The 25,137-nt window shown below is 56.9% G+C and carries 25 protein-coding genes and 1 other RNA gene; 13 read left to right on the forward strand and 13 right to left on the reverse strand.

Going from position 1 to position 25,137, the window contains the following annotated elements:
- The gene (locus ACAM27_RS05335; protein ID WP_023009663.1) at positions 1 to 972 is read right to left on the reverse strand and encodes a metallophosphoesterase; all 972 of its coding nucleotides are present in this window, start codon (positions 970 to 972) and stop codon (positions 1 to 3) included.
- Between the two features lie 160 nt (positions 973 to 1,132).
- Here ACAM27_RS05335 and msrA point away from each other — a divergent pair, with 160 nt between their 5' ends.
- Positions 1,133 to 1,783 (forward strand): peptide-methionine (S)-S-oxide reductase MsrA, encoded by a 651-nt coding sequence (msrA, locus tag ACAM27_RS05340; protein ID WP_113879220.1) that lies wholly within the window; start codon positions 1,133 to 1,135, stop codon positions 1,781 to 1,783.
- 10 nt (positions 1,784 to 1,793) lie between these two features.
- Entirely contained in the window at positions 1,794 to 2,219 is a 426-nt protein-coding gene (gene msrB, locus ACAM27_RS05345; protein WP_023009665.1) for a peptide-methionine (R)-S-oxide reductase MsrB, read from the forward strand.
- A 7-nt stretch (positions 2,220 to 2,226) separates the two neighbouring features.
- Here msrB and ACAM27_RS05350 read toward each other — a convergent pair whose 3' ends face one another.
- Complete coding sequence (locus ACAM27_RS05350) at positions 2,227 to 2,544, reverse strand: cytochrome c (protein WP_141067492.1); 318 nt, start codon at positions 2,542 to 2,544, stop codon at positions 2,227 to 2,229.
- A 57-nt stretch (positions 2,545 to 2,601) separates the two neighbouring features.
- Entirely contained in the window at positions 2,602 to 3,828 is a 1,227-nt protein-coding gene (locus ACAM27_RS05355) for a sulfite oxidase (protein WP_222533975.1), read from the reverse strand.
- Positions 3,829 to 4,032: 204 nt separating this feature from the next.
- On the opposite strand from ACAM27_RS05355, the gene ACAM27_RS05360 reads away from it, so the two are divergent.
- A complete protein-coding gene (locus ACAM27_RS05360; protein ID WP_014422629.1) occupies positions 4,033 to 4,797 on the forward strand; it encodes a 1-acyl-sn-glycerol-3-phosphate acyltransferase in 765 nt (254 codons plus the stop codon).
- Between the two features lie 19 nt (positions 4,798 to 4,816).
- Here ACAM27_RS05360 and ACAM27_RS05365 read toward each other — a convergent pair whose 3' ends face one another.
- Entirely contained in the window at positions 4,817 to 5,794 is a 978-nt protein-coding gene (locus ACAM27_RS05365) for a calcium/sodium antiporter (protein WP_011786811.1), read from the reverse strand.
- A gap of 463 nt (positions 5,795 to 6,257) precedes the next feature.
- On the opposite strand from ACAM27_RS05365, the gene mqo reads away from it, so the two are divergent.
- The gene (gene mqo / locus ACAM27_RS05370) at positions 6,258 to 7,739 is read left to right on the forward strand and encodes a malate dehydrogenase (quinone) (RefSeq protein WP_011786810.1); all 1,482 of its coding nucleotides are present in this window, start codon (positions 6,258 to 6,260) and stop codon (positions 7,737 to 7,739) included.
- Between the two features lie 44 nt (positions 7,740 to 7,783).
- The gene (locus tag ACAM27_RS05375; protein WP_369612664.1) at positions 7,784 to 9,454 is read left to right on the forward strand and encodes an acetolactate synthase large subunit; all 1,671 of its coding nucleotides are present in this window, start codon (positions 7,784 to 7,786) and stop codon (positions 9,452 to 9,454) included.
- On the opposite strand, the gene ACAM27_RS05380 is transcribed toward ACAM27_RS05375, so the two are convergent.
- From ACAM27_RS05380 to ACAM27_RS05390, 3 genes are all read right to left on the reverse strand, one after another.
- Positions 9,451 to 10,338 carry a chemotaxis protein gene (locus tag ACAM27_RS05380; RefSeq protein WP_014422626.1) on the reverse strand — a complete coding sequence of 296 codons (888 nt, stop codon included), beginning with the start codon at positions 10,336 to 10,338 and terminating at the stop codon, positions 9,451 to 9,453. The genes ACAM27_RS05375 and ACAM27_RS05380 overlap by 4 nt on opposite strands.
- 180 nt (positions 10,339 to 10,518) lie before the next feature.
- Positions 10,519 to 11,115 (reverse strand): exopolysaccharide biosynthesis protein, encoded by a 597-nt coding sequence (locus tag ACAM27_RS05385; RefSeq protein WP_014422625.1) that lies wholly within the window; start codon positions 11,113 to 11,115, stop codon positions 10,519 to 10,521.
- Positions 11,116 to 11,567: 452 nt separating this feature from the next.
- Complete coding sequence (locus ACAM27_RS05390; RefSeq protein ID WP_369612890.1) at positions 11,568 to 11,774, reverse strand: hypothetical protein; 207 nt, start codon at positions 11,772 to 11,774, stop codon at positions 11,568 to 11,570.
- Here ACAM27_RS05390 and ACAM27_RS05395 point away from each other — a divergent pair.
- Both ACAM27_RS05395 and ACAM27_RS05400 read left to right on the forward strand, forming a co-directional pair.
- Complete coding sequence (locus ACAM27_RS05395; RefSeq protein ID WP_369612863.1) at positions 11,694 to 11,864, forward strand: hypothetical protein; 171 nt, start codon at positions 11,694 to 11,696, stop codon at positions 11,862 to 11,864. The two genes, ACAM27_RS05390 and ACAM27_RS05395, sit on opposite strands and share 81 nt — an antisense overlap.
- A gap of 104 nt (positions 11,865 to 11,968) precedes the next feature.
- Positions 11,969 to 12,640, forward strand: a complete 672-nt coding sequence (locus tag ACAM27_RS05400) for a hypothetical protein (RefSeq protein ID WP_369612665.1) — start codon at positions 11,969 to 11,971, stop codon at positions 12,638 to 12,640.
- A 402-nt stretch (positions 12,641 to 13,042) separates the two neighbouring features.
- Here ACAM27_RS05400 and ACAM27_RS05405 read toward each other — a convergent pair.
- From ACAM27_RS05405 to smpB, 4 genes are all read right to left on the reverse strand, one after another.
- Positions 13,043 to 14,205 (reverse strand): IS3 family transposase gene (locus ACAM27_RS05405; protein ID WP_226598067.1). Its coding sequence is split into 2 segments (ribosomal slippage): positions 13,043 to 13,950 and positions 13,950 to 14,205, totalling 1,164 coding nucleotides; the frame shifts between segments, so codons are not numbered across the junction.
- 339 nt (positions 14,206 to 14,544) lie between these two features.
- Positions 14,545 to 14,910, reverse strand: a transfer-messenger RNA (tmRNA) gene (gene ssrA, locus ACAM27_RS05410).
- 94 nt (positions 14,911 to 15,004) lie between these two features.
- The gene (locus ACAM27_RS05415; protein WP_369612666.1) at positions 15,005 to 16,423 is read right to left on the reverse strand and encodes a wax ester/triacylglycerol synthase family O-acyltransferase; all 1,419 of its coding nucleotides are present in this window, start codon (positions 16,421 to 16,423) and stop codon (positions 15,005 to 15,007) included.
- Positions 16,424 to 16,556: 133 nt separating this feature from the next.
- Complete coding sequence (smpB, locus tag ACAM27_RS05420) at positions 16,557 to 17,039, reverse strand: SsrA-binding protein SmpB (RefSeq protein WP_011786782.1); 483 nt, start codon at positions 17,037 to 17,039, stop codon at positions 16,557 to 16,559.
- 179 nt (positions 17,040 to 17,218) lie between these two features.
- Between smpB and ACAM27_RS05425 the strand changes: the two genes are divergently transcribed.
- The 3 genes from ACAM27_RS05425 to ACAM27_RS05435 are packed head-to-tail and all read left to right on the forward strand — an operon-like array spanning position 17,219 to position 19,583.
- On the forward strand, positions 17,219 to 18,805 hold the full coding sequence (locus tag ACAM27_RS05425; RefSeq protein WP_369612667.1) for a sodium-dependent transporter: 1,587 nt from the start codon (positions 17,219 to 17,221) through the stop codon (positions 18,803 to 18,805).
- Between the two features lie 53 nt (positions 18,806 to 18,858).
- On the forward strand, positions 18,859 to 19,305 hold the full coding sequence (locus ACAM27_RS05430; protein ID WP_014422610.1) for a type II toxin-antitoxin system RatA family toxin: 447 nt from the start codon (positions 18,859 to 18,861) through the stop codon (positions 19,303 to 19,305).
- Entirely contained in the window at positions 19,305 to 19,583 is a 279-nt protein-coding gene (locus ACAM27_RS05435) for an RnfH family protein (RefSeq protein WP_014422609.1), read from the forward strand. Before ACAM27_RS05430 ends, ACAM27_RS05435 begins: the two co-directional genes overlap by 1 nt.
- Positions 19,584 to 19,586: 3 nt before the next feature.
- Here the strand turns inward: ACAM27_RS05435 and ACAM27_RS05440 are convergent, their stop codons facing one another.
- Positions 19,587 to 19,919 carry an outer membrane protein assembly factor BamE gene (locus ACAM27_RS05440; RefSeq protein ID WP_022991272.1) on the reverse strand — a complete coding sequence of 111 codons (333 nt, stop codon included), beginning with the start codon at positions 19,917 to 19,919 and terminating at the stop codon, positions 19,587 to 19,589.
- Between the two features lie 122 nt (positions 19,920 to 20,041).
- Between ACAM27_RS05440 and fur the strand changes: the two genes are divergently transcribed.
- Positions 20,042 to 20,461 carry a ferric iron uptake transcriptional regulator gene (gene fur / locus ACAM27_RS05445; protein ID WP_014422607.1) on the forward strand — a complete coding sequence of 140 codons (420 nt, stop codon included), beginning with the start codon at positions 20,042 to 20,044 and terminating at the stop codon, positions 20,459 to 20,461.
- 53 nt (positions 20,462 to 20,514) lie between these two features.
- Here the strand turns inward: fur and recN are convergent, their stop codons facing one another.
- The gene (recN, locus tag ACAM27_RS05450) at positions 20,515 to 22,194 is read right to left on the reverse strand and encodes a DNA repair protein RecN (protein WP_199452722.1); all 1,680 of its coding nucleotides are present in this window, start codon (positions 22,192 to 22,194) and stop codon (positions 20,515 to 20,517) included.
- Between the two features lie 260 nt (positions 22,195 to 22,454).
- On the opposite strand from recN, the gene grpE reads away from it, so the two are divergent.
- Together grpE and dnaK are read left to right on the forward strand one after the other, a co-directional pair.
- Entirely contained in the window at positions 22,455 to 23,063 is a 609-nt protein-coding gene (gene grpE, locus ACAM27_RS05455) for a nucleotide exchange factor GrpE (RefSeq protein ID WP_222448702.1), read from the forward strand.
- 93 nt (positions 23,064 to 23,156) lie between these two features.
- Entirely contained in the window at positions 23,157 to 25,082 is a 1,926-nt protein-coding gene (gene dnaK, locus ACAM27_RS05460; RefSeq protein ID WP_023011656.1) for a molecular chaperone DnaK, read from the forward strand.
- The last annotated feature ends 55 nt before the right edge of the window (positions 25,083 to 25,137 follow it).

The following is a 25,137-nucleotide window of genomic DNA, read 5'->3' on the forward strand; positions in this document are numbered from 1 at the left end:
TCAGGGCCCGCGAGTGAGGGTGTGAATGGTCACTTCCGGGGGGCAGTTCAGACGCACATTCAGAACCGAAGTGCCGGCTCCCGGTGAGGTGTAGCCTTGCATGCCGTTTACCTGCCAGAGCCCGCGGCCAAGGCGCCTCGGGCAATCGGAGTCGAGCGTCAGCGGGATGCCGCCAGGCAAACAGAGTTGCCCACCGTGGGTGTGGCCGCAGAGGAACAGGTCGTAACCGGCATGGGCGGCTTCCCGCCAGATTTCCGGCGTATGACTGAGCAACAGGCTGATTCCCCCTGCGGGTATATCGTCGCCGGCCCGGTGCAGGTTGTGAACCTTGTAGTAGTGGGCATCGTCCACACCGGCCAGGTACAGGCGGCTGTCGCCGCGCTCCAGCGGTACCATTTCATTCATCAGCAGCCGATAGCCCATGTCTTCAAGAGCCGGCACCATTCGTACACTGTCGTGGTTGCCCAGCACGGCATAGGCGTCGCCGTGAATGGCCTGGCGCAGTCTGGCCATACCGTCCAGAGCATCGTCTACAGGGCCCCAGGTGCGTTGGCGGTAATCGCCGGTCAGAACGCACAGATCGTAATCCAGCGGGGCGATTTGCCGTATAACTGCCTGCAGGTTCGCTTCGTCCATATCGACATGCAGGTCGGTCAGGTGAAGGATGCGGAAGCCTTCGAAGGCCGATGGGAGATCGGGCAACACGAAGGTGTTGTGCTCGGTGGTCAGTTTCAAACTGTTGGCCTGAGCCCGGCGTAGCAGGCCCACGGCCTTCAGGCAGAAACGAATCAGTCCCGGAGCGTTGGTCAGGTTTTCCAGATGGAACGAGCGCTTGTCCCGCCCGAACACCCGGGCTTCGGTTTCCCGCTCAATGCCGAGACGTTGACGGGCATGGACGGGCCCGAGCCTCAGGCTCAGGCGGTAGTGGAGCAGCTCGTCCTGATCTTCCGATACGCGAACCCTTGCGGTCATGCTGTTATCCCTGATGCCGAGCGGAACCTTATCAGTGGTTCCTGTCTTAATTATGGTTGTTGCCCTGGGTAGTGCAAATTACAGGTGCTGATTTGGCTTTTCAGTATTGAGACGCCACAATCAGTGATCATTCGACGATGTATAGTGTACGGAGTGGCCCATGACCGATGCATGTAATCTGCCCGGCCTGAGTGTTCCCAGGAGTCGTTTCCCGGACCCTGAAAAGGATCTGCCTGAAGCGGCCGGTGAGTCCCGGCTGGTGTTGGCGGGGGGCTGTTTCTGGTGTGTGGAAGCGGTCTTTCTGGCGGTTGACGGTGTTCAACGTGTGACCTCTGGTTATGCCGGCGGTGAAGCCAGTACCGCGAATTACGAGGCGGTCTGTACCGGGAAAACCGGGCACGCCGAAGTCATCGAGGTGCATTATGATCCGGCACGGGTCAGCTTCGGCCAACTGCTGAAGCTGTTCTTCTCGGTGGCCCATGATCCCACCCAGCTCAACCGACAGGGTAACGATGTCGGCAGCCAGTATCGCTCCGCGATATTCTATGAGACCCCAGAGCAGCACGATGTAGCCGAGGCGTATATCCGCCAGCTGGATGCCGCCGGCGTGTATCAGGATCGCATCGTGACCACCCTGGAGCCCCTGGAAGCCTTTTATCCGGCCGAGGAGCACCACCAGAACTTTGCCGCCCGTAATCCCTGGCAACCATACATCATGGCGGTAGCGGCACCGAAGATGGAAAAACTGGCCAACACTTGGCCCGAACAGCTGAAGCCCGAATTCAGCAAAGACGACCCGGACCAGGCTTGAGGAGGCACCCATGTCTGTATCTGCAGCAGGCTATGACCTGACACCGTTAACCCGGGCAGAAGTGGAAGCCCGGGCTGAGCATCTTTCTGAGGAAGAACGCCGGGTGCTGCTCGATCACGGCACCGAGCGTCCCTTCTGTGGCACGTTGCTGGATAACAAAAAGTCCGGCACCTATCATTGCCGGTTGTGTGATCTGCCGCTGTTCAGCTCCGATTCCAAGTTTGATTCCGGCACTGGTTGGCCAAGTTTTTTCCAGCCCTTCGACCCGGAGCATATCCGATACCTGGAGGACTCCAGTCTTGGAATGACCCGTATCGAAATTCGTTGCCCCCGTTGCGACAGTCACCTGGGCCACGTGTTCCCTGATGGGCCGCCACCTACCGGGCAGCGTTATTGTCTGAACTCCATTGCCATGGACTTCCGCGAAACGGAATAGGGTCCTGCTACTTGGCGCTGGTGACGGACACCACATAGTCTGCTACCGCCTGAATCTGGCTTTCGGTGAGGGATTCCTCAAAGGCGGGCATAACGCCAACGCCACTGGTCACGGCCCGGATTACCTGATCCCGGTTCGGGCGCAGCTCATCCAGGTTGGGGCCGATAGACCCGGAGGCGCCGGCATCGGCCAGCGTGTGGCAAATGGTGCAGGACGGTTGCGCCACTTCCGTGAAAATCGCCCTTCCCGATTCGTCGTCGGCATGGGCGGTTTGTAAGGCCAGGGTCAGGCTGGCGGCCATCAGTGTCTGAGGCTGTCTCTTCATGGTCTTCTACATCTGGAATCAGCGGGCAGCGCTGTCTCCGGCTCCGCCCACTGAGGATCAACCCACGGTGACCGTCACGCCATGGTCACTCCATCCGTTGTGGCCGTAGCCACGCTCGTTATCTATCCGCCCTTCGGGCTGGCTGTTACCCTCCACATCGGTGGCCTTGCTGACAATTCGGTGCTCGCCAGGGCCGAAATCGACAGCCATCACAAAAGGACGCCAGGCAAAAGGCCCCAGATCCGGCCCCAGGAACCGCGCCGGTTTCCAGTTTTTGCCACCGTCGGTCGACACTTCCACCTTATCCAGCGCGACCGTACCGCCGAAGGCCACACCGCAGATCATGTTGCGTCCCTTCCGGCCGGACTCCAGTGGTGAAGTGACCCAGGATTTGACGTTCATCTCCCACATGGAGGGCTGGTCTGGTGAGCCCTTCATGCCCACATCCCGCACCCGATAGCCCGAGGCCTGGATCTTGGCGTCAGTCTGATTTTCGGTAAGGGCAATCTGTTTCACGTATTTAACGTTATTCACACCGTAGTAACCGGGCACCACCAGCCGCAGTGGTCCCCCGTGGGTGTGTGGCAGAGGCTCGTCGTTCATCGCCCAGGCGAGCAGGGCGCTGTCCAGGGCGCGGGTGGGAATTGAGCGCTCAACCATGATGGATTTTGGGTCGACTCCATCGGGCAGACTCTCACCGCCGGTTCCGGTGATGTAACGTACACCGTCCACAGCTCCGCCGAGCGCGTCGACCACATCACGCAGGGGTACTCCCGTCCACATGACGCATCCGGCAGCGCCTACGGACCACTGGGTACCGCTGGCTCCGTGAGGGAAGAACGCCCGACCGTTGCCGGAGCACTGAAGTACCGAGGCGACGGTGGTCACGCCCATGGATTTCAGCTCACCCACGGTCAGGGTTCTCGGATTCTTCACGCCTTCGACACGGACTTCCCAGGCATCCGGGTTGTCGGTAACGCTTGCGGGCGGAGCCGGCAGGTTGTTGCGCACAAACAGTCGGTCGCTGGCGGTGATGACGCCGTTGCCGATGGCGCCGCGCTGGGTTTCCATGGTGTTGGTGCTGTGGATAATCAGCGCGCTGCGTTCTTTCCAGGCGGCATAATCCGGTAGCGATTTTGGTTCTTCCGCGGCGCTGAGCCGGCTGAATCCCAGCAAGCTGACTGCCGCCATGGCGCCGGCGCTGCCGATCAGAATGCTGCGCCGGGAAGGGTTGGCAAGGCCCGGGTCGTTAGGGCCCCGCTCCAGGGTTGTTTCGGTTTTCATGTTCCGTCTCCAGTCTTTGGTCTTGTTTGCGGACGGGCGAATACGCGGTTCGGTTTGCGTATGTATAACCTTATTACGTATAGATCCTGGTTAATAATTGATCAAATATTCAGGTGTTATTCAGTGGGTCCGGGAGCCGGTATAATCCGCCGCTATTGTCCGGCCCCTGCAGGCGCCGGCCGGAATGTTCCTGAGGTATTCAAAATGAAGCGACTGAATCTGAGCCCGCTTACCGAGTCGGCCACCCTGCTGCGTCGTGCCGGCGTCGTGATTGGCTCCGTGGGGCTGACGGCGCTGTATTCGCTCTTGATCCTGTTGCGGGCGCTTTTCGGACGCCTGAACCGGCCGATTGTCGACAAATATTGCCGGGAATGGTCGGCGGCATTGTTGCGGCTGGTTCGGGCCAGCCTGGTTGTTCGCGGAGAAGTGCCGGACTTTAACGATGGCCGGCGCTACATCATCATGAGCACCCATGCCAGCCACTACGACATACCGGTCAGTTTTGTGTCGCTGCCAGGTTCAATCCGCATGCTCGCCAAAAAAGAGCTGTTCAGCATTCCCCTGCTGGGCCAGGCTATGAGAGCCGCCGAGTTTCCCTCTATTGACCGTTCCCGTCGCAACCGGGCGGTGAAGGATCTGGAGAAAGCCCGTCAGATGATGGAAAGTGGCATTGTGTTGTGGGCAGCCCCGGAAGGCACCCGTTCTCCGGACGGTCAGCTGTTACCCTTCAAGAAAGGCTGCTTTCACCTGGCCCTGGATACTCAGGCTGTGATTGTACCGGTGGCGATTCGGGGGATTCATCGGGTGCTGCCCGCGCGCACCTGGCAGATTAACCTGGGGCAGCCGGTGGATGTGCGGGTGGGCACCCCCATCGACACGGCAGGAAAAAGCAAGGACGACATTGCGGAGATTATGGCGGGCGTGCGGGAGAATCTGGAGGAATTACTGGGCAATGGCGAGGCAGAATAAGCTGCCCCGCCGGCGATGCTCAGGCGGCGGAGACCACGGTAGAGAACAGATAGCCGGTGTAACCGATGTAAACGGCCAGCAGCAGGGCACCGTCAACCCTCGATACGAGCTTGCGCCAACCGGTCAGGCCGAAGCCCATGACCAGAAGCGCCAGAGTCAGGCCCAGCATTAACGTCCAGTCCCGATACAGCACCTCAGGGTCTACCGACAACGGTTGAATCGCCGCGGCGAGCCCCACCACGGCCAGGGTGTTGAAGATGCCTGAGCCCAGGATGTTGCCCAGAATCAGGTCGTGCTCGTTCTTCTTCACGGCGGCAATAGCTGAGGCCAGCTCCGGCAGTGATGTGCCGATAGCGACAATGGTCAGGCCTATGATCAGATCACTCACACCCAGGCTCTGGGCAATAGCGACCGCACCCCAAACCAGAAGCCTTGAACTGACAATCAGCAGAATCAGCCCGATTACCAGCCAGATAATTGCGGTTTTCAGGGGCATGGGGTGGGCAACGATTTCGGACTCAGCATCCCCTCCAAGCGGGTCAGCTTTGCCACGTATCCCCTGATAGATGGACCAACCCATTACCGCGGCAAAGACACCCAGAAGCACCCAGCCATCCAGTCGGCTCAGCTCTCCGTCGATCAGTTGCGCACCGGCAATCAGAGTGAGTACGACCAGTAGTGGCAGTTCTTTGCGGATGACCTGTGAGTGCACAGCGATCGGCGCGATGATGGCGGTCAGGCCAACAATCAGGGCGATGTTGGTGATATTGGAGCCGTACCCGTTTCCGAGAGCCAGGCCGGGGTTGCCGTCAGACGCAGCCATGGCAGAGACCGCAAGTTCCGGAGCAGAGGTGCCGAAGCCGATAATGACCATGCCGATCAGTAGCGTAGGCATGCCCAGGTGTTTCGCGGTGGCAGCGGCTCCTTCCACAAATTTGTCTGCGCTCCAGACCAGCAGGATCAGGCCGGCAATAACGGCACCGATGGCCATCAACATAGAGAAACCTCAAAAAGATTAACGTCGGAAACTCCGGCCCATGGCCCGGAGGAAAGTGTTTGGCGCACAAGATACCGTATTAGGGGGCGATTGGTCAGCACTGAGATGCGCGCCGTTGCAGGTAATTACGGATGATCCAATGGTTGGGTGCCGGGGTATCAGACTAAAGTGGCGCTGATATTGTTAACAAAACACGAGACAATCCCGGCAAAACGATAAGATGACGGGCAATGTGCCAACACACCGGTAATCGCACCACTGGTGCCAGCCGTGCCCGCAACCGACACGCATCAATTGATAATCGCAATTTATTCTTTCGGCGAAAATCGGGATAATTGCGCGCAATTTCAGACCGGAAGCTCACGGCAGCGCCGTCTACCTCGCGCCAGGCCGGCTTCCGACAGGCCACTTTGCTGATCGTGGAGTGGCAGCAGGCTTCAACACTAAGCTAGGGTGAAAACCAATGGCCGTTAGACAGGCAGATGTAGTGCTGGTCGGTGGGGGCGTCATGAGCGCGACCCTCGGCATGATGCTCAGGCAGCTGGATCCGTCCCTGGACATCGTCATGGTGGAACGTCTTGACCACGTTGCCCATGAGAGCACCGACGGATGGAACAATGCAGGTACCGGGCATGCCGGTTACTGCGAGCTGAACTACACCCCCGAAACCGATGATGGCGATGTCGAGATTGAGCGGGCGTTGAAAATCAATGCCCAGTTCGAGGTGTCGTTGCAGTTCTGGTCTTACCTGGTGGAGCAGGGCATCCTGCCGGAGCCGACTTCTTTCATTAATCGTACGCCACACCAGAGTTTCGTCTGGGGCGAGAAAGACGTGGCGTTTCTAAAGCGCCGTTACGAGCGTCTGAGCGGGCACCACCTGTTCCAGGAAATGGAATACACGGAAAGCCCGGAGGATCTCGAAGAGTGGATGCCGCTGGTGGTTCGCCACCGTGATCCTATGCAGCGTGTGGCCGCGACCCGGATCAAACATGGTTCCGACGTGGATTTCGGTTCATTGACCCGAAGCATGGTGAAATGGCTGGAAACCCAGCCCAACTTTGAACTGATGCTCAGCAGCCCGGTGCACTACATTGATCAGCGCGACAATGGCCGCTGGAAACTGCGGGTGAAAAACCAGAAAACCGGCGAACTGACCAAGCTGGAGGCCGGTTTCGTGTTCCTCGGTGCTGGTGGTGGCGCGCTGCCGTTGCTGCAGAAGTCTGGCATTGATGAGGCCCGCGGTTACGGTGGCTTCCCGGTCAGTGGTCAGTGGCTGGTGTGCCAGAAGCCGGACATCGTCAAGGAGCACCATTCCAAAGTGTACGGTAAGGCACCGATTGGCGCGCCGCCGATGTCTGTCCCTCACCTGGATACCCGCATCATCAATGGCGAACCTGCCCTGCTGTTCGGACCGTTTGCTGGCTTCACCACCCGCTTCCTGAAGCAGGGCTCCATCTTCGATCTGATTGGTTCGGTGCGCGCTACCAACCTGCGCCCGATGCTGTCAGTCAGCAAGAGCAACATGGACCTCACCCGTTATCTGATCGGCGAAGTGTTCCAATCCCATGCCGACCGTGTGAATTCCCTGCGCAACTTCTTCCCGGATGCCCGTGAAGATGACTGGAAGTTGCAGATGGCTGGCCAGCGGGTGCAGATTATCAAGCAGACCGAAGAGGGTGGTGGCAAGCTTGAGTTCGGCACCGAGATTGTCGCAGCCAAAGACGGCACCCTCGCCGCCTTGCTGGGTGCCTCTCCCGGGGCTTCTACTGCGGCTAATGCCATGATCAATGTGCTTGAGCGCTGCTTCCCGGAGAAGATCAAGAGCGAGCAGTGGCAGTCCCGCATGAAGGAGCTGGTGCCATCCTATGGCCAGTCTCTGGTGGATAATGAGGAGCTGCTCAACAGCGTTCGTGAACGGACCCTGTCAACGCTCAAGCTCAGGTAATGCTATCCTCTTGATTTGAGAATTCCCAGATCAAGAGGACAGTTATGGCCAATGATCATCGTCAGGCGCTTAACGGCGCCGAAGTGTTTATCCGGGCACTTGAGAATGAAGGCGTAAAATACATTTTCGCCGTGCCCGGCGAAGAGAATCTCGCCTTCCTGGAAGCGTTACGCAATTCCAGTATCCGCCTGGTGCTGAACCGGCATGAACAGGCTGCCGGCTTTATGGCGGCGACCTACGGGCGACTGACTGGCCAGGTGGGAGTTTGCCTGTCCACGCTTGGGCCGGGCGCCACCAACCTGGTGACGGCTGCCGCCTACGCCCAGCTGGGCGGCATGCCCATGATGATGATTTCCGGCCAGAAGCCCATCAAGTCCTCCAAGCAGGGGCTGTTCCAGATTCTGGATGTGGTAGATCTGATGCGGCCGCTTACCAAATACACTCGCCAGATCAGCAACGCCAAAACCATTCCCGCCAAGGTTCGTGAAGCGGTTCGCCTTGCCTCGGAAGAGCGCCCCGGAGCTGTGCACCTGGAGTTGCCCGAGGACATTGCCGAGGAGTCCGCCGAAGCGGGCATTCATATTTTTAATCCCAGTGATGCCCGTCGGCCAACGGCCAGTGAGAAGAGCCTGGACATGGCCTGCGACATGCTGCGCAGGGCCCATCATCCACTGATCATGATTGGCGCCGGGGCCAACCGTAAACGGGTGTCCAAAGCCTTGCTGCACCTGGTGGATGTGACGGGCATTCCGTTTTTCACCACTCAGATGGGTAAGGGTGTGATTGATGAGCGTCATCCCCGTTACATGGGCAATGCAGCCCTGTCCGCCGGCGATTTCGTTCACTGTGCCATCGACCGGGCGGATCTGGTGATCAACGTCGGCCACGATGTAGTGGAGAAGCCGCCCTTCTTTATGACTCCGGGCGGTAAAAAAGTCATCCATGTGAATTTCAGCGGAGCCGATGTCGACCCGGTGTATTTTCCGCAGCATGAGGTGGTGGGTGACATTGCCAACAGTGTGGAGTACATGGCCGAGCACTGCGGACAATGTGCCAACCACGATTTCACCGGCCTGATGGAAGTGAAGCAGGCGGTCGACAAACATCTTCAGGAGCGGGCCACTGATGACCGCTTCCCGGTGATTCCCCAGCGCATTGTCCACGATGTCCGATCGGTGATGCCGGATGACGGCATCATCGCGCTGGATAACGGCATGTACAAACTCTGGTTTGCCCGCAACTACCCGGCTTATGACAACAACACCGTGCTACTGGACAATTCTCTGGCCTCCATGGGCGCGGGCCTGCCCAGCGGCATGATGGCGGCCATGCTTTATCCGGAGCTGAAGGTTATGTCGATCTGCGGTGATGGCGGCTTCATGATGAACAGCCAGGAGCTGGAGACGGCTGTTCGCCTTGGGCTGAACCTGGTCGTGCTGATCATCAACGACAGCGCGTACGGCATGATCAAATGGAAGCAGGGGCAGGATGGCTATGAAGATTTCGGGCTGGATTACCGCAATCCGGATTTCGTGAAATACGCGGACTCCTACGGTGCCGTTGGCCACAGGGTTAACCGTACCGAGGAATTGCGCCCGACCCTCGAGCGTGCACTGGAGGCCGGGGGTGTTCACCTGGTGGATGTGCCGGTGGACTACAGCGAGAACCGGCGAGTCTTTGATGAAGAGCTGGCGGAGCTCACCTGCCGGCTTTAGCCGGCCTGGGCAGCTCCGCGCAGCATGGCCTGTAACAGTTCCTCTGCGTCAAACTTGGTCAGTGCCTCGTTGGCCCCGACCTGATTGGCATAGCTCAGGCTCATCTCACTGTTCAGTGAAGTGTGCAGGATGATGTAGGGTTGCTGGAGGCTGGCATTATCCCGGATATCGAAAGTAAGCTCGTAGCCATCCAGGCCCGGCATCTCAATGTCACTCACCAGGATGTCGATCGGGTGCCCTAACTCATGCTCCCGGAGAAGAACCTGCAGAGCTTCGTCGCCATTGGCGGTCACGTGATAGCTGATGTCTTTGCTGTCGAGGACGTCAGACAGCTGCTTTCGGGCCACCTGAGAGTCATCCACCAAGAGGATGTTCAGGGATTTGAGTGTCTCGCTCTGTACATCCGTAAGAGCCACGGTCTGGGCGTCGAGCGATTCCGGGTAGACCTTGGCGAGGAGTAGCTCGACATCCAGCAACTGGATAATGTCGCCATCCACATCCAGTAGGCCGGTAATAAAGGCGTTGGCGCCCAGGGCCTTGGGCGGCGGCATCACGCTCTTCCAGTCTGTCTCGATGATCTGCTGAACACTGCGCACCAGAAAGCCGATTTCCTGGCGCTGAATGTCAGTAACAATGATGGACGCTTTCGCCTGCTCTTCGCGGGTGAGGGCCGGGTAGCCCACGGCTGCGGACATATCGATGACCGGCACGGCCGAGCCTCGGAAGGTTGCGGTTCCGATCACGGCGTGATGGCTATGGGGTAGCTTGGTTAGCCGCTGAAACGGGAGAATTTCCCGGATTTTCAGGGTGCCAATGCCAAACAGCCGCGATCCGAACAGGCGGAACAGAAGGAGTTTCTGGGACTGCTTCGCTTTGCTGGACATAAACCGATCCTTGCAAAAAAGATGAAAGCTCCTTGCTGAGCTTGCTGTCACGATTGGTGCTCTGAGATATGAAACAAGGCGCCAGCGATCAAAAGGTTATGTAGCAATAATAGCAGCTTTATGCTCAGCGATTCGTCATCAGCTTTGTATCAAATGGTGACAGGTCTTTTGACAGTTCGCCTACCAGGGCAGGTTTGTAATCACCAACCAGCCGGTGCCAACGCTAGTGGCGATGGCAACCAGAGCCAGCAGCCCGTCCCGGGCGACAATGGACAGCCCGAACGCCATCAGCGCCAGGCCACCGCCATTGGCGCTGAAGGGGATAAGTTCCATCATCGGCATGGCAGCGGCCACCGCCATGCAAATCAGTGCCATCAGATACTGGCCAGCCCCGGAAACCAACCAGGGCAAGCGCCGCCGGGTCCAGTGATCGACAAATGCCGCAGGTTTGTCTGCCCATTGCAGGCCTTTAAACAGTGTCTGTTTGGAAATATGGCGGTTCGATAAACGGGAGGGAATCCAGACTGAGCGGCGCTGGAACAGCAACTGCCCCAAGGTGAGCAGAACCAGCAAGCCCAGTAAGGTGGGTACGCCGGGAATGTCGCCAATAAGCGGCGCCACCGTTACCAAGCCGGCCAGCAGGACCAGCGGGCCAAAAGAGCGCTCACCCACTGCGGTCATCAGATCCCCGACTGATACCCGATCCTGATTCCGGGTATGGTCCCGTATTCTGGCGACCAGCTCTGTCAGGCTTTCCGGGTCGTTTGGCTGGTTCATGGTTGGCTTCCTTTTCCAGAGTGCTGCGAAGGTGCTGCAGGAATTGAGTCATTCCAGAAACGAAAAAAGCCCCTGAAATCAGGGGCTTTTCTCTTGCAAGGTGGTGGAGACGGCGGGAATTGAACCCGATGCCGCACCTATTTTTTGCCCCACAGAAAACCACAATAGCCCATAAAACAGCCACTTACAAAAACGGCATTACACACAGAACCACTCAAAAACACAGTTGCGTTGACACTTTGTGGACACCTAACGTTTACGTATTTGAGAAGATTTATTATAGTTGGGGCTCTAAAAAGAGTGGGCGTCCGCCGATCTCTTTATAACCTGCCACTCGACGTGATGCGATTGGTTCCTTGGGTCTCGAACGAGATACCAAGGCACAAACGTATGAAAACGTCGTGTCCTCAAAAAAACGTACTTCACTCAAAATCCCTAGATCTATCGCTTTTTCAAGCCAAAAAGGTTTGTGCTACTACTGCAATAAGCCCATGTGGCAGGACAACATTGAACAATACGCAAAAGAGCATGGCATTTCGCTTGCCCGTGCCAAGTATTTCAAATGCACCGGTGAACACCTGGTTGCTCATAGCGAAGGCGGTTCTGCATCCCGAAAGAACATTGTTGCAGCCTGTTTGTTCTGCAACCGAGGCAGGCATCAAAGAAAGAACCCACCTAGCCCGAAGGAATACGCTCACCTCGTTCAGAAGCGTTTGGAAAAGGGCGCCTGGAACAGTCATCTGTTGTAGATCGAACCGTGACAATGAAAGGGCAAAGTAGTCCTATAGCCATTGAGCGTTAAGTAAGCTACCTTTCTGAATTGTCCCTGCTGTCCTAATCAAAGGAGTTGGTTTTGAGGTTCCTGGGAATAGTCGCCGCCGTATTCGTTGCCAACCTGATAACGCTCGTTTTCATTGCCATAGCATTTGCCCTGCTGATCTCAGACCAGGGCCAGGCCTTCATGCGCCACCTGGGCTATGACATATCGCCGTTGGTATCTGCCTACCATCAAACCCAGATCAAAGAATGGAACGATCCCAGGGTAAGACGTATGACGTCCATAGACATCACGCCGTCACCGCAAGAACCTGAACCTTTGCAGTCAAAGCCGACGCCCAAAACCGCAGATAACAAACCTGATCGCCATGCTATCCAGACAACACTGAACACTTGCAGGTTTTGGAACAACGAATACCGGAAAGACGGTACAGACCGCAGTAAAGGCTTCCGGGATGCTGCCTGCAGCAGATATGAAAGACTCAGCGGAAATGACGCAAACCGAGTCGTAAGCCTTGCTACCGCTCCCCAGCGCCAGACCACAACCCAGCAAAGCAACACCAGACAATCGAAACAGGCCAATAATGCGGATCGTCTACACGAAGCCTACTGCAAAAGGCTTCAGGAAAAGATCGCTTACTATGATGCCAAACTCAGGTCTGGTGGTGATGGCAGCTACATGACGTACTGGCGCGGAGAGCGCAGGAAGGTAAGTAACAAGTACTCTTGGGAGTGTTTGAGAGGTTAGTTAAGGCACCGGACGGAGGTGAATAAGTTTGTTAGACAGAGATCCAAGTTATCAGCCCCTTAAATCTCCCGTAAGAGCGGAAATGAAAGGCATACTGTCAGCCTTCATCGCATTTTCAGTGGCGATACTGATTCTAGTGATTGAAGGTAGTATTCGCCCTGAATCTGTAGTGGCATTTCTTGCCCTATCTCTGATCACTCTGTCCATACCGATAGGCGTAGCCAGCTACATCCTTGCTCTTAAAATGCTTGCGTCTCCACGCACGCCGGAAATAGGGCATAGGAAGTATGAGTGGTCTATGACCCTTTCTATGAGTTCCACGCTTGTCGGCTTCATTCTCCTGGTTTTCGATGCTATCCCGTTTCTCGGCGGTGTTTTGTCGATCGCATTGCTTTGTAGTGGTCAACTAATCCCGGACAGTATTTTAAGGTTTTCCTCAGCGGCAACGGGTGAAATGCCGTCGTTGAACGCATGAGGTCGTTGCCGGTTGTAGTAGTCCATCAGATAGCCACCCACATCTTTTTTGGCCTCGTGGAGGTTCCGATATCCTAGGGCCGGTATCCATTCAGATTTCAGGCTCCGGAACAGCCTCTCCATCGGTGCGTTGTCCCAGCAGTTACCACGTCGGCTCATGCTTTGTGTCATTCGATAGCGCCAGAGCCTCTGACGGAACTTACGGCTGGCATACTGGCTTCCCTGATCCGAGTGGAACATAACTTTCTCCGGTCGACCACGCTGTTCCCAGGCGTGGTCCAGAGCTTTGACAACCAGATCGGCATCCGGACTGGATGACATCGCCCAACCAACAACGCGCCGGGCATACAGATCCAGCACCACAGCCAAATAGCTCCATCGTTGGCCGCTCCAGACGTAGGTAATGTCACCGCACCAAGCCTGATTGGGCCGGTCTACCGTAAACTCACGAGCCAGATGGTTCGGAATATCTGGTCGCTCAACGGTAGCCTGCTTGTAAGCGTGAGGGCCTGGTTGCTTACAGATCAGCCCCAACTCACTCATCAGTCGTCGGACCTTAAAGCGACCAATCACCACGCCGTCATCGTTGAGCATGCCTTTGATTGTCCGGCTGCCGGCAGAACTGCGGCTCTTGGTAAACAAGCGGTTCACCTGAGCCTTCAGGGCCAGACGCTCAACATCCACGTGTTTCCGTCGTTGGCGATACTCGTAATAGCTGGAACGGCTGATATCGAACGCATTGCAGACCATTTCAACAGGCACTTGCTCACTCAACTGGTCTATCAGCGCGTACGATTCATGTCGTCCGACATCAAGAGAGCGGTAGCCTTTTTTAGTATGTCTTTCTCCTGCTCAAGGCGCTTGCAGCGGGCTTCCAATTCCTGAATTCGGCGCTGCTCCGGGGTTAAAGCTTTACCCTTTGGGGTGACACCCTCACGCTCTTCGGTCAGCTGTTTGACCCAACGGCGAACAGCACTCTCGCCCACGCCCAGGGACGTACTGGCCTGAGGAATGGTGTAACCTTGGTCCAGCACCAGGCTGGCTGCTTCCTGTTTGAACTCAGGAGAAAAAGAACGTCGCTTTCTGGTCATCAGACACCTCGTTTATGGTGGTGATCTTACCACCTACGTTGGTGTCCGGAATCATTGAACCACTACAGTTGAAGCCGGAAAAAGTCCACTCTATTTCTGTAGGATGATTTAAGTAAGCAGTGACGGCTAGTGCGATTCCTATCGCGACTGGTCCAAACACGAGTGCTCGGAAGAATCTTGTGTCTAGCAGATGTGTGGTTGGGTCCATTCGCTCACCCGCAACCTTACCGAGCATTTGGAACACCTTTTTTGAGGTGGACATTATGTGGACAGCCTCGCGTTTCTTTTTGTGTGGGCGAAAAAAAAGCCCCTGAAATCAGGGGCTTTTCTCTTGCAAGGTGGTGGAGACGGCGGGAATTGAACCCGCGTCCGCCAGCACTAGGCCTTGAGGTCTACATGCTTAGTGTCCTTCTATTGATTTAACCTCAAGCGACCCGAAGGTCAGGGTGCAAGAGGCGAGCTCTTTAATCTTAGCCGAACACCAGTGAGCTCTGGTGAACGGAGCGGCCTATAAGCGATGACGTCCTGGGATGTTGCTACTGAGTTATAGGCGCCTCAGCCAGGACGACTGGAACGGCTTACGCCGCCAGTGCGTAGTTTTCGTCGTTTGCGACTATTACGTTGCAGCTTTGGATTTACGAGATTCGCTGCCATCTCGGCATGCACCCAAGGGTTCGTCACCGGCGTCGAAGCCAAGTCGTCCCCTTGTTAGTTCAGTATATGTGTCCGGATTGCCAGACTTCAAGGCTTCTTTGTGTAACGGCGTTACTATTTGTACCTACCGCTGGCTTTGGTGAGCCTAGGAGGCCTGGCGGAAACCGCCGGCGCCGGCTTTCGCGAGTGCAGCCTGATGCAGGTTCTCGAAGCTGTCACGGAAATAATCCATCACCTCGCCCGGGTCGGCTTTGATGCCTTTGTCGACGGTTATGCCGAACTGTACCGTGCCGGCGTAACTGAAAATGCTCATGCCTATACCGATGTTGCCGCTCTGGGGGACCCAGAACATGGGTTGAATCAGTTTGCTGCCCGCCAGGTAAACCGCATGGCGTGGTCCGGGAACGTTGGTCAGAACTGCTGAGGCCTTGTTGCTGAGCAGGTCCAGTGCCCGGCGTTCGAGAATGTCCGGGCCGCGGCCAAACAGGTCCAGCAGGCTATAGGTTACCTGGGCTTGGTATGACCGTTTGAGCCGGTTCATGTTTTCCTGAACCTGGCGGAAACACATGATCGGATCCGTTACCTCAACAGGCAGGCACACCAGCACCAGGCCAAACTGATTGCCGAGGGTTTCGATGGGCTGGTCCAGTGGCCTCAGGTTGAAAGGAACGGCAACCCGAATGCCGCAGTCCGGAATGCTCTGGCCGTGCTCCGTAAAATGCCGGGTCAGCGCACCGGTCGCGGCGCAAAGCAATACGTCGTTGACGGTTCCCCCCAGTGTCCGCGCGCACTGTTTCACGGTTTCCAGTTCAAGGGGCTCGGCCCAGGCCACTTGTTTGCGGCCCAGCAGCGGGCTTTTCAGGCTGGTTTTCGGCTCGAAGGGGGCAAGTCCCAGTTTGGCCAGGTCCAGAACAATACCGCCGGCGGTGGTGGCCAGCTTCAGTGGGTAGTCAGGCTCTTTGCGAATGGAATCCACGAACAGGTTGGCCTGTCCCCAGGCCGCCTGAGTGCTGTCTACAATCCGGTGCAGGAACCGGCTGGCGGCGGTGCCGTTGGGTTTTGTGGGTAGCTTTGGGTGTGCAACGCGCTCTAGCTTGGGTTCAGGAGTGCGATCGGTCAGCGAAAGCAGTACCCGCACCAGTGAAATGCCATCGGCAATACAGTGGTGAATCCTGATTAACAGGGCGCAGCCGTTCTCATAGTTGTCGATGTAGTGTATCTGCCAGAGTGGCCGGCAGAAATCGAGAGCGGTGCTGTTGAAATCACTGGCCAGGGCCTGAAGCTCTCGCTTGCCGGCGTTTCCCGGCAGAGCGATGGTGTGCAGGTGGTTGTCCAGATCGAACAGGGGGTCGTCTTCCCAGTAGACCTTGTCACCTTTGTCAACGATGCGTTGCCGAAAGCGCCGGAATTTCAGGAAACGTTCTTCCAGGGTGCGCTTGAGTCGCTTGAGCGGAATGGGGTGTTCAAAGGCCAGTACCGCGGAAATCATCATGGGATTTTCCGGGGTATCCATGCGTAACCAGGAGCGATCGACCGAGGTCATGGCCGTCCGTTTTGCTGACATAAGCCCTCCTATGCTCTGTACCGGAGTCCGGGCCGCCTGGTACTGCCATCGGGGCCAACTGACGAAAGGCCTAAAAGTATAGGAGGCTTTTTGAAATCAGCAAAGAGGGTGCATATGCGACACAGTTTTGGTGTCAGGTGTTGGCCTCGCGCATGATGCGCTGTTTCTGGCGGTTCCAGTCACGCTCTTTCTCGGTAGCGCGTTTGTCGAACAGCTTCTTACCCTTCACCAGGGCGATCTCGCATTTTACCTTGTTCTTTTTCCAGTACAGGGCGAGGGGAATGCAGGTGTAACCCGCCTGATTCACCTGGCCGACAATCTTGGCGATTTCCTTGGCGTGCAGCAGCAGTTTGCGGGTGCGGGTCGGGTCCGCAATCACATGGGTAGAGGCGGTGTTCAGAGGCGTGATGTGGGAGCCCAGCAGCCAGGCCTCGCCATCCTTCAGCAGCACATAGGCATCAACCAGTTGTGCCTTGCCCGCACGCAACGACTTCACTTCCCAGCCAAGCAGGGCCAGGCCAGCCTCGAAGCGCTCCTCAATATGGTATTCGTGCTTCGCCTTCTTGTTCAGGGCGATGGTGTTGCTGGTTGGGGCGTTTGCTTTCTTCTTGCTCATGAATCCTGTCCGGGATCGGAAGAATGACGGTGCTGGTCTTGTCGGTACGCCAGCAAAGCGCGCATTGTAGCGCAGGAGTGCAAGAAGGGTCACGGATTCGCCGTCTGGCTCGGGTTTAGTGTCGTTCCTGCAGGCTTGCTTCGGCTACAATGATGCGCTCGTCACTGCCTGGGGAAGTAATGCTGCGCAAGTATCAGACGTCAATAGGGTCGTTTACCCGAAAATCCACCTTTTTCTGGGCTTCTGTGGGTGCCACGGTCGGCCTGGCCAATCTGTGGCAGTTTCCCTATCTGGCCAGTATCCACGGCGGCGGCTTGTTTATCTTGCTGTACCTGGCCTGTCTGCTGATTGTTACCCTGCCGCTGATGGTGACGGAGGCTGTGATTGGCCGTCATGCCCGGCATGGGATTGTGCTGGCCATGGACGGTATGGTGAAAAACGCTGGCTGCTCACCGTTCTGGCGACTGGCGGGGCCGCTAAGCATTCTTGCGGCGTTCGTGGTGCTCTCCTTTACCGCTGTTTTTGGCGGTATTGTTCTGGCTTACATCTTTTTCGGTGCAACTGACCGTTTCGAGGGTGCTTCGGCGGCCTCAGCAACTGCTGTTCTGTCGGAGCTGGTGTCGGACCCGGGCCACTATCGGCAGTTTATGGCCTGGCATGTTTTCTTCGTGATTCTTGTGGTTGCGGTTTCTGCCCGCGGGGTGGTCAAGGGCCTGGAGCGATCGATGCGCATGATCGTACCCTGCACCCTGCTGTTGATGTTGGTGCTGTTCGGGCTGGCAGCAATGCGGGGGAGCTTGCAGTCCGGGATAGATCACGTTCTGGTGATCCGGCCGGAGCAGGTAACAGCGGCCAGTATCAAGGCAGCGTTCTTCCATGCTTTTTATACCTTGGGTCTCGGAATGGGGGTGTGGGCAATATTTGGCGCCTATTCCACCAGCCATACCCGCCTGAAACGCTCAATACTGGCTGTGGTGTTGATGGACACCCTGGTCGCCATCATGGCCGGATTGATGATGTTTTCAGTTGCAGCGGACGGTAGCAGCCTTGAGGGTGAACGGGGTTTCAGCCTGCTTTTTGTTTCCCTGCCGGTCGCGCTATCAGGCTTACCCTACAGTCAGGTGGTGATCGCGTCGGTTTTCCTGCTGGTGGTGCTGATTGTCTGGGCGACGGGGTTGTCTCTGCTCGAACCGGTGGTGGGATGGTTCCGGGAGTGGACCGGGGCGCCTCGGGGCTGGTCTGCGGTCATTGTCGGGCTTGCAGTCTGGTTCGCCGGGCTGGCTTCCCTGTTCTCCTTCAATCTGTGGGCCGATTACCGCATAGGCGGTGCCACTGTATTTCGATGGCTGGAACTGGCCGCCGGTGGCATTGTGATACCGGCGGTGGCTATTCTCATTGCCACATTTGCCGGCTGGTGTATCACCCGGCGCTTCGCGGCAACCATTCTGGGCAATGCGCCGGTTGTGTTCCGGAGAATCTGGTTCTGGGTCATGCGCCTGGTGCTTCCTGTTGTGGCGGCCTGGATCGGACTACAGTACACGCTTTTCTCACTCGGCAACCTGTGTGACAACGGCAGTGCTGCTATCTGGTGCCAGCAACCTACAGCGTCTGCTGAGGCGCAGAACAGGGCGCCTGAAGACAGTCCGGTTGAGGAAGATGTACCTCCGAAGACACCCGAAGAGGCCGTGCTGCCCGCGGAAAACGGGCAGCCCGAACCAGATGAAAATGCCCCCAAAGGGGGCGATATCCTTTATCATAGTGTCTGACTGGCCCGGCAGGGCTGGAACGAAGTCTGAAACGCAGGAAATCCGGTTTATACATGGCACATCAGATCGACAAGACCGCATTGGTTATGCACTCGGCGGAGCGTATGTTCCACCTGGTCAATGACGTTGCCCGTTACCCTGAGTTCTTACCCTGGTGTGCCGGGGCAGAGGTCCACGAACAGAACGACGCTGAAATCATGGCTTCACTGGATATTTCCAAAGGGGGCGTTCGCCACCGGCTGACCACACGAAACCAGTTGCTGATGCCAGAGACCATTGAAATGAAGCTTGTGGACGGCCCGCTCAGAAATCTTACGGGGCGCTGGCACTTTCGGGCTCTGGACGATAACGCCTGCAAAGTAATCCTGACCCTGGAGTTCGAATTTTCAGGCTCGCTTTCACGAATGACTTTTGGCCCGGTATTTAATCAGGCGGCCAATACCATGGTGGATGCTTTCTGTCGTCGCGCAGATGAGGTTTATCGCGGAGGGATCGTGTGATGGAAGTGGAAGTGGCCTATGCCCGCCCGGACAAGCAGCAGATTGTGCCCGTGGTGGTGCCTCCGGGCACTACAGCCCTTGAAGCCGTGAAGCTCTCCAGGATTACCGAGATCTTTCCGGAGATTGATCCGGACGCTATCGATATGGGGGTGTTTGGCAAAGTGGTGAAGAACCCGGCCGAGCATGCTCTGAGAGAAGGCGACCGGGTGGAACTATACCGCCCACTCAAGATTGATCCCAAGCAGGCTCGCCTGAACCGGGCTAAAAAGAAAGCGTAAGCACTAGTAGGCTGGCGTTTCTTCCAGGAGCTGGGCTTCGTAGTGGCTCAGCTGATCATTCTCGTAGTAAACGATGATGCGCTGTTCTTCGATCTCGTTGCCCCGGCGCTGAAAGGTGTAAACATAGTATTCCCGGGACGGGTCGACGGGGTTCAGCATCAACGGGCTTCCCAGCAGCGCGTGAACCTGACTTCTGGGCATGCCCTCGGACAGTTCCGTCAGCTCCTCATCGGTGACAATGTTGCCCTGCTGGACATTGATTTTGTAAACGCCCGGAAAAACACAGCCGGACAAGGATAAAATGCTAATAAGAACGATAGCGGGGAGCTTTTGCATCGCCGGGGGAAATCCTCTATCTTGAATTCGCCTGCGTTGAGCAGGTGTGAAACGGGTCATCCGTCGTACTGCGGCTTCATCATACCGGAAGCCGTGAGGCACACCAAAGAGCGAATGGTAACATGTCATCTGAAAACGCCGAATTACGAAAAGTCGGTCTGAAGGTTACTCTGCCAAGGGTCAAGATCTTCAATATCCTTGAGAATGCTGAAGAACATCACCTGAGTGCTGAAGACGTTTATAAAAAGCTGCTGGACCAGGGCGATGACGTGGGCCTGGCGACAGTCTACCGGGTGCTGACCCAGTTCGAAGCTGCAGGCCTCGTGTTGCGTCATAATTTCGAAGGCGGTCACGCGGTGTTCGAGATGGCCGGTGATGATCATCACGACCACATGGTTTGCACCCAGACTGGCGAAGTTGTTGAGTTCGTCGATGAGGTTATCGAGGAGCGCCAGCAGAAGATTGCGGCAGAGCACGGCTATGAGATTGTCGACCACAGCCTGATCCTTTACGTGAAGCCACTGAAGTCCGATAAGAAGTAAAAAAAGGGCCAGCGACAAGGCTGGCCCAGAAGCTCTCCGAAACGAGAGGGGGATTAGTGATGGGTTGCCTGGCCCTTTACAAACATCTCCCGGGCATGGGCTATGGTCTGTTCTGTCATGTCCACTCCGCCAAGCATCCTTGCGACTTCGCTGATCCGGCCCTGGTCATCCAGGGATTCGATGCGTGAATAGGTCGCGTCTTTCTCGGTAAATTTGCTGACGAACAAATGCTGATGGCACTGGGCCGCCACCTGCGGCAGGTGCGTGACGCACAGTACCTGGCCATTCTCGCCGAGTGCTCTCAGCAGGCGGCCTACGACCTCCGCGGTGCCGCCACCGATGCCGACATCCACCTCATCGAACACCAAAGTTGGTGTGGTGGAGGTTTGTGCCACAACCACCTGAATGGCCAGGCTTATGCGGGAAAGTTCACCGCCGGAAGCCACCTTGGCCAACGATCGGGCGGGTTGGCCCGGGTTGGCACTCACCAGGAATTCCACCTCTTCCATGCCGTGAGGGGCAGGTTCGTCATCACTGTTCCGGCTCAGGTGGCTGACAAACTGCACCGATGGCATGCTCAATTGTGCCAACTCCCGGGCGATTCGCTGGTCGAGCTCCATGGCGGCATTCCGGCGTGTTTCTGTCAGCTTGGTGGCCAGGGCGTCAAACCGTGCCCGCAAGTTTTCCAGCTCGGCCTGAAGTTGTTCCAGGCTGCCTTCGCCGCCATCCAGTTCGGCCAGCTCCTGGCTCAGGCGTTGATGCAATTCCGGTAACTCCTCCGGGGTGATCCGGTGTTTGCGCGCCATCTGATAAATGGCGCTGAGCCGTTCTTCCACTTCGTTCAGTCGGACCGGGTCGGCTTCGTAGTCGTCTACGAAGCGGCGCAGGTTGTCGCCGGCTTCTGAAATCTGAATCTGTGCTTCGTTCAGCATCTGGATGGTGTCGGTCAGTGCCGGGACATCAACCGGCAGTTGCTCCAGTTGGTGCAGTGCCTGGCGCACCAGGTCTGCGGCTGAAACCTCATCTTCAGTGCATAGCAGGGCGGCCTGGTGGCTGCTGTGAAGTACGGCGTCGGCCTGGCTGAGCTGTGCCTGTTCGGTTTCCAGGGTTGTCTGTTCGTCCTCGCCCAGCGCCAACCTGTCCAGCTCTTCCACCTGATAGCGCAGCAGCTGTAAACGGGCCTCGGCCTCATCAGCATTGTGCTGGCGTTGCTGTAGTTTCTGACGCGTCTGGTGCCAGGCTTTCCATGCAGATCGGGTTTCGTCGGCCAGGCTTTCCGCGCCGGCGAACTCGTCCAGCAGCTTTCGGTGGGTTTCCTTACGCAGCAGGGATTGATGCTGGTGCTGACTGTGGATATCCATCAGCAGGCCGCCCAGTTCTTTCAATTGTGACAGCGGGCAGGGCTGGCCATTAATGAATGCCTTGGAGCGGCCGTCCTTGCTGATGGTCCGGCGCAGGATGCAATCGTCCTTGTCGTCCAGCTCATGGCTGTCCAGCCAGGACCGGGCTTCGGGGATGCGGGATATATCGAAGCTGGCGGTAATGTCGGCACGCTTGGCGCCATGGCGAACAGCGCCGGCATCGGCCCGGCCTCCCATGGCCAGGCCAAGGGCATCAAGCACAATCGACTTGCCGGCGCCGGTTTCCCCAGTCAGGGCTGTCATACCGCGGTTGAACTGGAGTTCAACCCTTTCTGCAATGGCGTAGTTCGATACCGTGAGTTGTGTGAGCATGCCGCAACCTCCGCTCGCTCTTGAGCAAGTAATAACTCTGACCACTGTTCGTTCATACAGTTGCTGTCAATATATACAGGGTTTTTCCGGTTTGCAAACAGGAAATGATGAAAACATCAAAGATTGCGTGGGTGACGGTTGAAACCCGGGAAGCGGGCCCCATATCGGTTCGCAAAGCGATTCTTTCCTGCTTTCTGCACAAGCGGGAGTGGTTATTTCTGCAGGCCTCCGTGGCCGTGAAAACGTTATCAGGAGTTGTCATGAGTGCTGACGAAAAGCGCAACGAACAGGTAGAAGAACGCAACGAGGCAGCAGAAGCTGCGGCGGAAGAGCAGGCTGCAGGTAACCAGGATGCCGAGCAGTCACCGGAGCAGGGCTCCGAGCTGGATGTGCTGCAGCAGAAACTGCAGGAGTACCAGGAGCAGGCCTTGCGGGCACAGGCGGAGATGCAGAATGTCCGTCGCCGGGCCGAGATTGATGTGGAAAAAGCTCACAAGTTTGCGCTCGAGAAGTTTGTGAAAGAGCTGTTGCCGGTGGCTGACAGTCTGGAGAAGGCGGTCGAAAGCACCGAGGGTCACGAAAACGCAGGCGAGCTGGTTGCGTCCATTCGCGAAGGTGTGGAAATGACCCTGACGCTGTTCATGAGCAGCCTGAAGAAATTCAACGTTGAACAGCTCAACCCGGTGGGTGAGCCGTTCGATCCGCAGCAGCACGAAGCCATGTCCATGGTGCCGGCGCCGGATGCCGAGCCTAACAGCGTGGTTGCGGTTGTGCAGAAAGGTTATCTGCTTAATGGCCGGGTAGTTCGTCCGGCGATGGTCGTAGTGGCCAAGGCAGAAGATGCGCCAAAAATCGACGAGCAGGCTTGAAAAGTCGAGCAGAGCGCCAATATAGCGATTAAACAGCAAAGGCCGGGGTAGGCATTCTCCGGAACAGCATTCAGAAAGATTTGGAGTGATTCGATGAGCAAGATTATTGGTATCGACCTGGGAACCACAAACTCCTGTGTGGCCATCATGGATGGCGACAAGGTAAAGGTAATTGAAAACGCAGAGGGTGATCGCACAACCCCGTCCATCATCGCCTACACCGATGACAACGAGACTCTGGTTGGCCAGTCAGCCAAGCGTCAGGCGGTGACCAACCCGCACAACACTCTGTACGCCATCAAGCGACTGATTGGTCGTCGTTTTGAAGATGACGTGGTTCAGAAAGACATCAAGATGGTGCCCTATAAAATCGCCAAGGCAGACAACGGTGACGCCTGGGTTGAGGTGAAGGGGCAGAAAATGGCGCCGCCGCAGGTGTCTGCAGAAGTTCTGAAGAAAATGAAGAAGACTGCAGAAGACTATCTGGGCGAAAAGGTAACCGAAGCGGTGATCACCGTGCCTGCGTACTTCAATGACAGCCAGCGCCAGGCGACCAAAGATGCTGGCAAGATTGCTGGTCTGGAAGTGAAGCGGATCATCAACGAGCCAACTGCTGCGGCCCTTGCTTATGGCCTGGACAAGAAGAGCGGTGATCGTACTGTTGCTGTGTACGACCTGGGTGGTGGTACTTTCGATCTGTCCATCATCGAAATTGCGGACGTAGACGGCGAGCACCAGTTCGAAGTGCTGGCCACCAACGGTGACACCTTCCTGGGCGGTGAAGATTTCGACCTGAAAGTGATTGAATACCTGGCCGACCAGTTCAAGAAAGACAGCGGCATCGATCTTCGCGGCGACTCTCTGGCCATGCAGCGTCTGAAAGAAGCGGCCGAGAAGGCCAAGATCGAGCTGTCCAGCAGCCAGCAGACCGACGTAAACCTGCCGTACATCACTGCAGATGCGTCTGGTCCCAAGCACATGAACGTGAAGCTGACCCGTGCCAAGCTGGAATCGCTGGTGGAAGACCTGGTTCAGCGCAGTCTGGAGCCCTGTAAGGTGGCTCTTCAGGATGCGGGCATGAAGGCCGGTGAAATCGACGAGGTTATTCTGGTCGGTGGTCAGACCCGTATGCCGCTGGTGCAGGAGAAAGTAAAAGAGTTCTTCGGCAAAGAGCCCCGTAAAGACGTGAACCCGGACGAGGCCGTCGCCATGGGTGCAGCGATTCAGGGCGCGGTACTGTCTGGCGACGTGAAAGACGTACTGCTGCTGGACGTAACCCCGCTGACCCTGGGTATCGAAACCATGGGTGGCGTGGCCACTCCGCTGATCGAGAAGAACACCACGATTCCGACCAAGAAATCGCAGACCTTCTCTACGGCGGATGACAACCAGACTGCAGTGACCATTCACGTCGTTCAGGGTGAGCGCAAGCAGGCGGCACAGAACAAGTCTCTGGGGCGTTTCGATCTGGCCGACATCCCACCGGCACCGCGCGGTGTGCCGCAGATCGAAGTAACCTTCGATATTGATGCCAACGGTATCCTGAACGTGTCTGCCAAAGACAAGGCGACCGGCAAGGAACAGTCCATCGTGATCAAGGCCTCTTCTGGTCTGAACGATGACGAGATCGAGAAGATGGTTCGCGATGCCGAGGCCAATGCCGAGGAAGACCGCAAGTTCGAGGAGCTTGTCCAGGCCCGTAACCAGGGTGATGCCATGGTGCACGCCGTGCGCAAGACCCTGAGTGAAGCCGGCGACAAGGTCTCCGACAGCGAGAAGGAGTCCATCGAGGCCGCCATCAAGGATCTGGAAGAGGCCCTCGAGGGTTCTGACAAGGAAGCGATCGAAGCCAAGACTCAGAAGCTGACCGAAGTGTCCTCTGAGCTGGCTCAGAAGATGTACGCGGATCAGGCCGACCAGGCTCAGCAGGCCGGTGGCCAGGAAGAAGGTCAGGCCAAGAGTGCTGACGACGCCGTCGATGCCGAGTTCGAGGAAGTCAAAGACGACGACAAGAAGTAATTCCGAGGTACATCAAGTAGTTGGGGAAACGCGGGCCGGGCTCGCGTTTTCCTCG

Source organism: Marinobacter sp. RI1, from assembly GCF_041155085.1.
In the GTDB taxonomy this organism is placed as follows: domain Bacteria; phylum Pseudomonadota; class Gammaproteobacteria; order Pseudomonadales; family Oleiphilaceae; genus Marinobacter; species Marinobacter nauticus.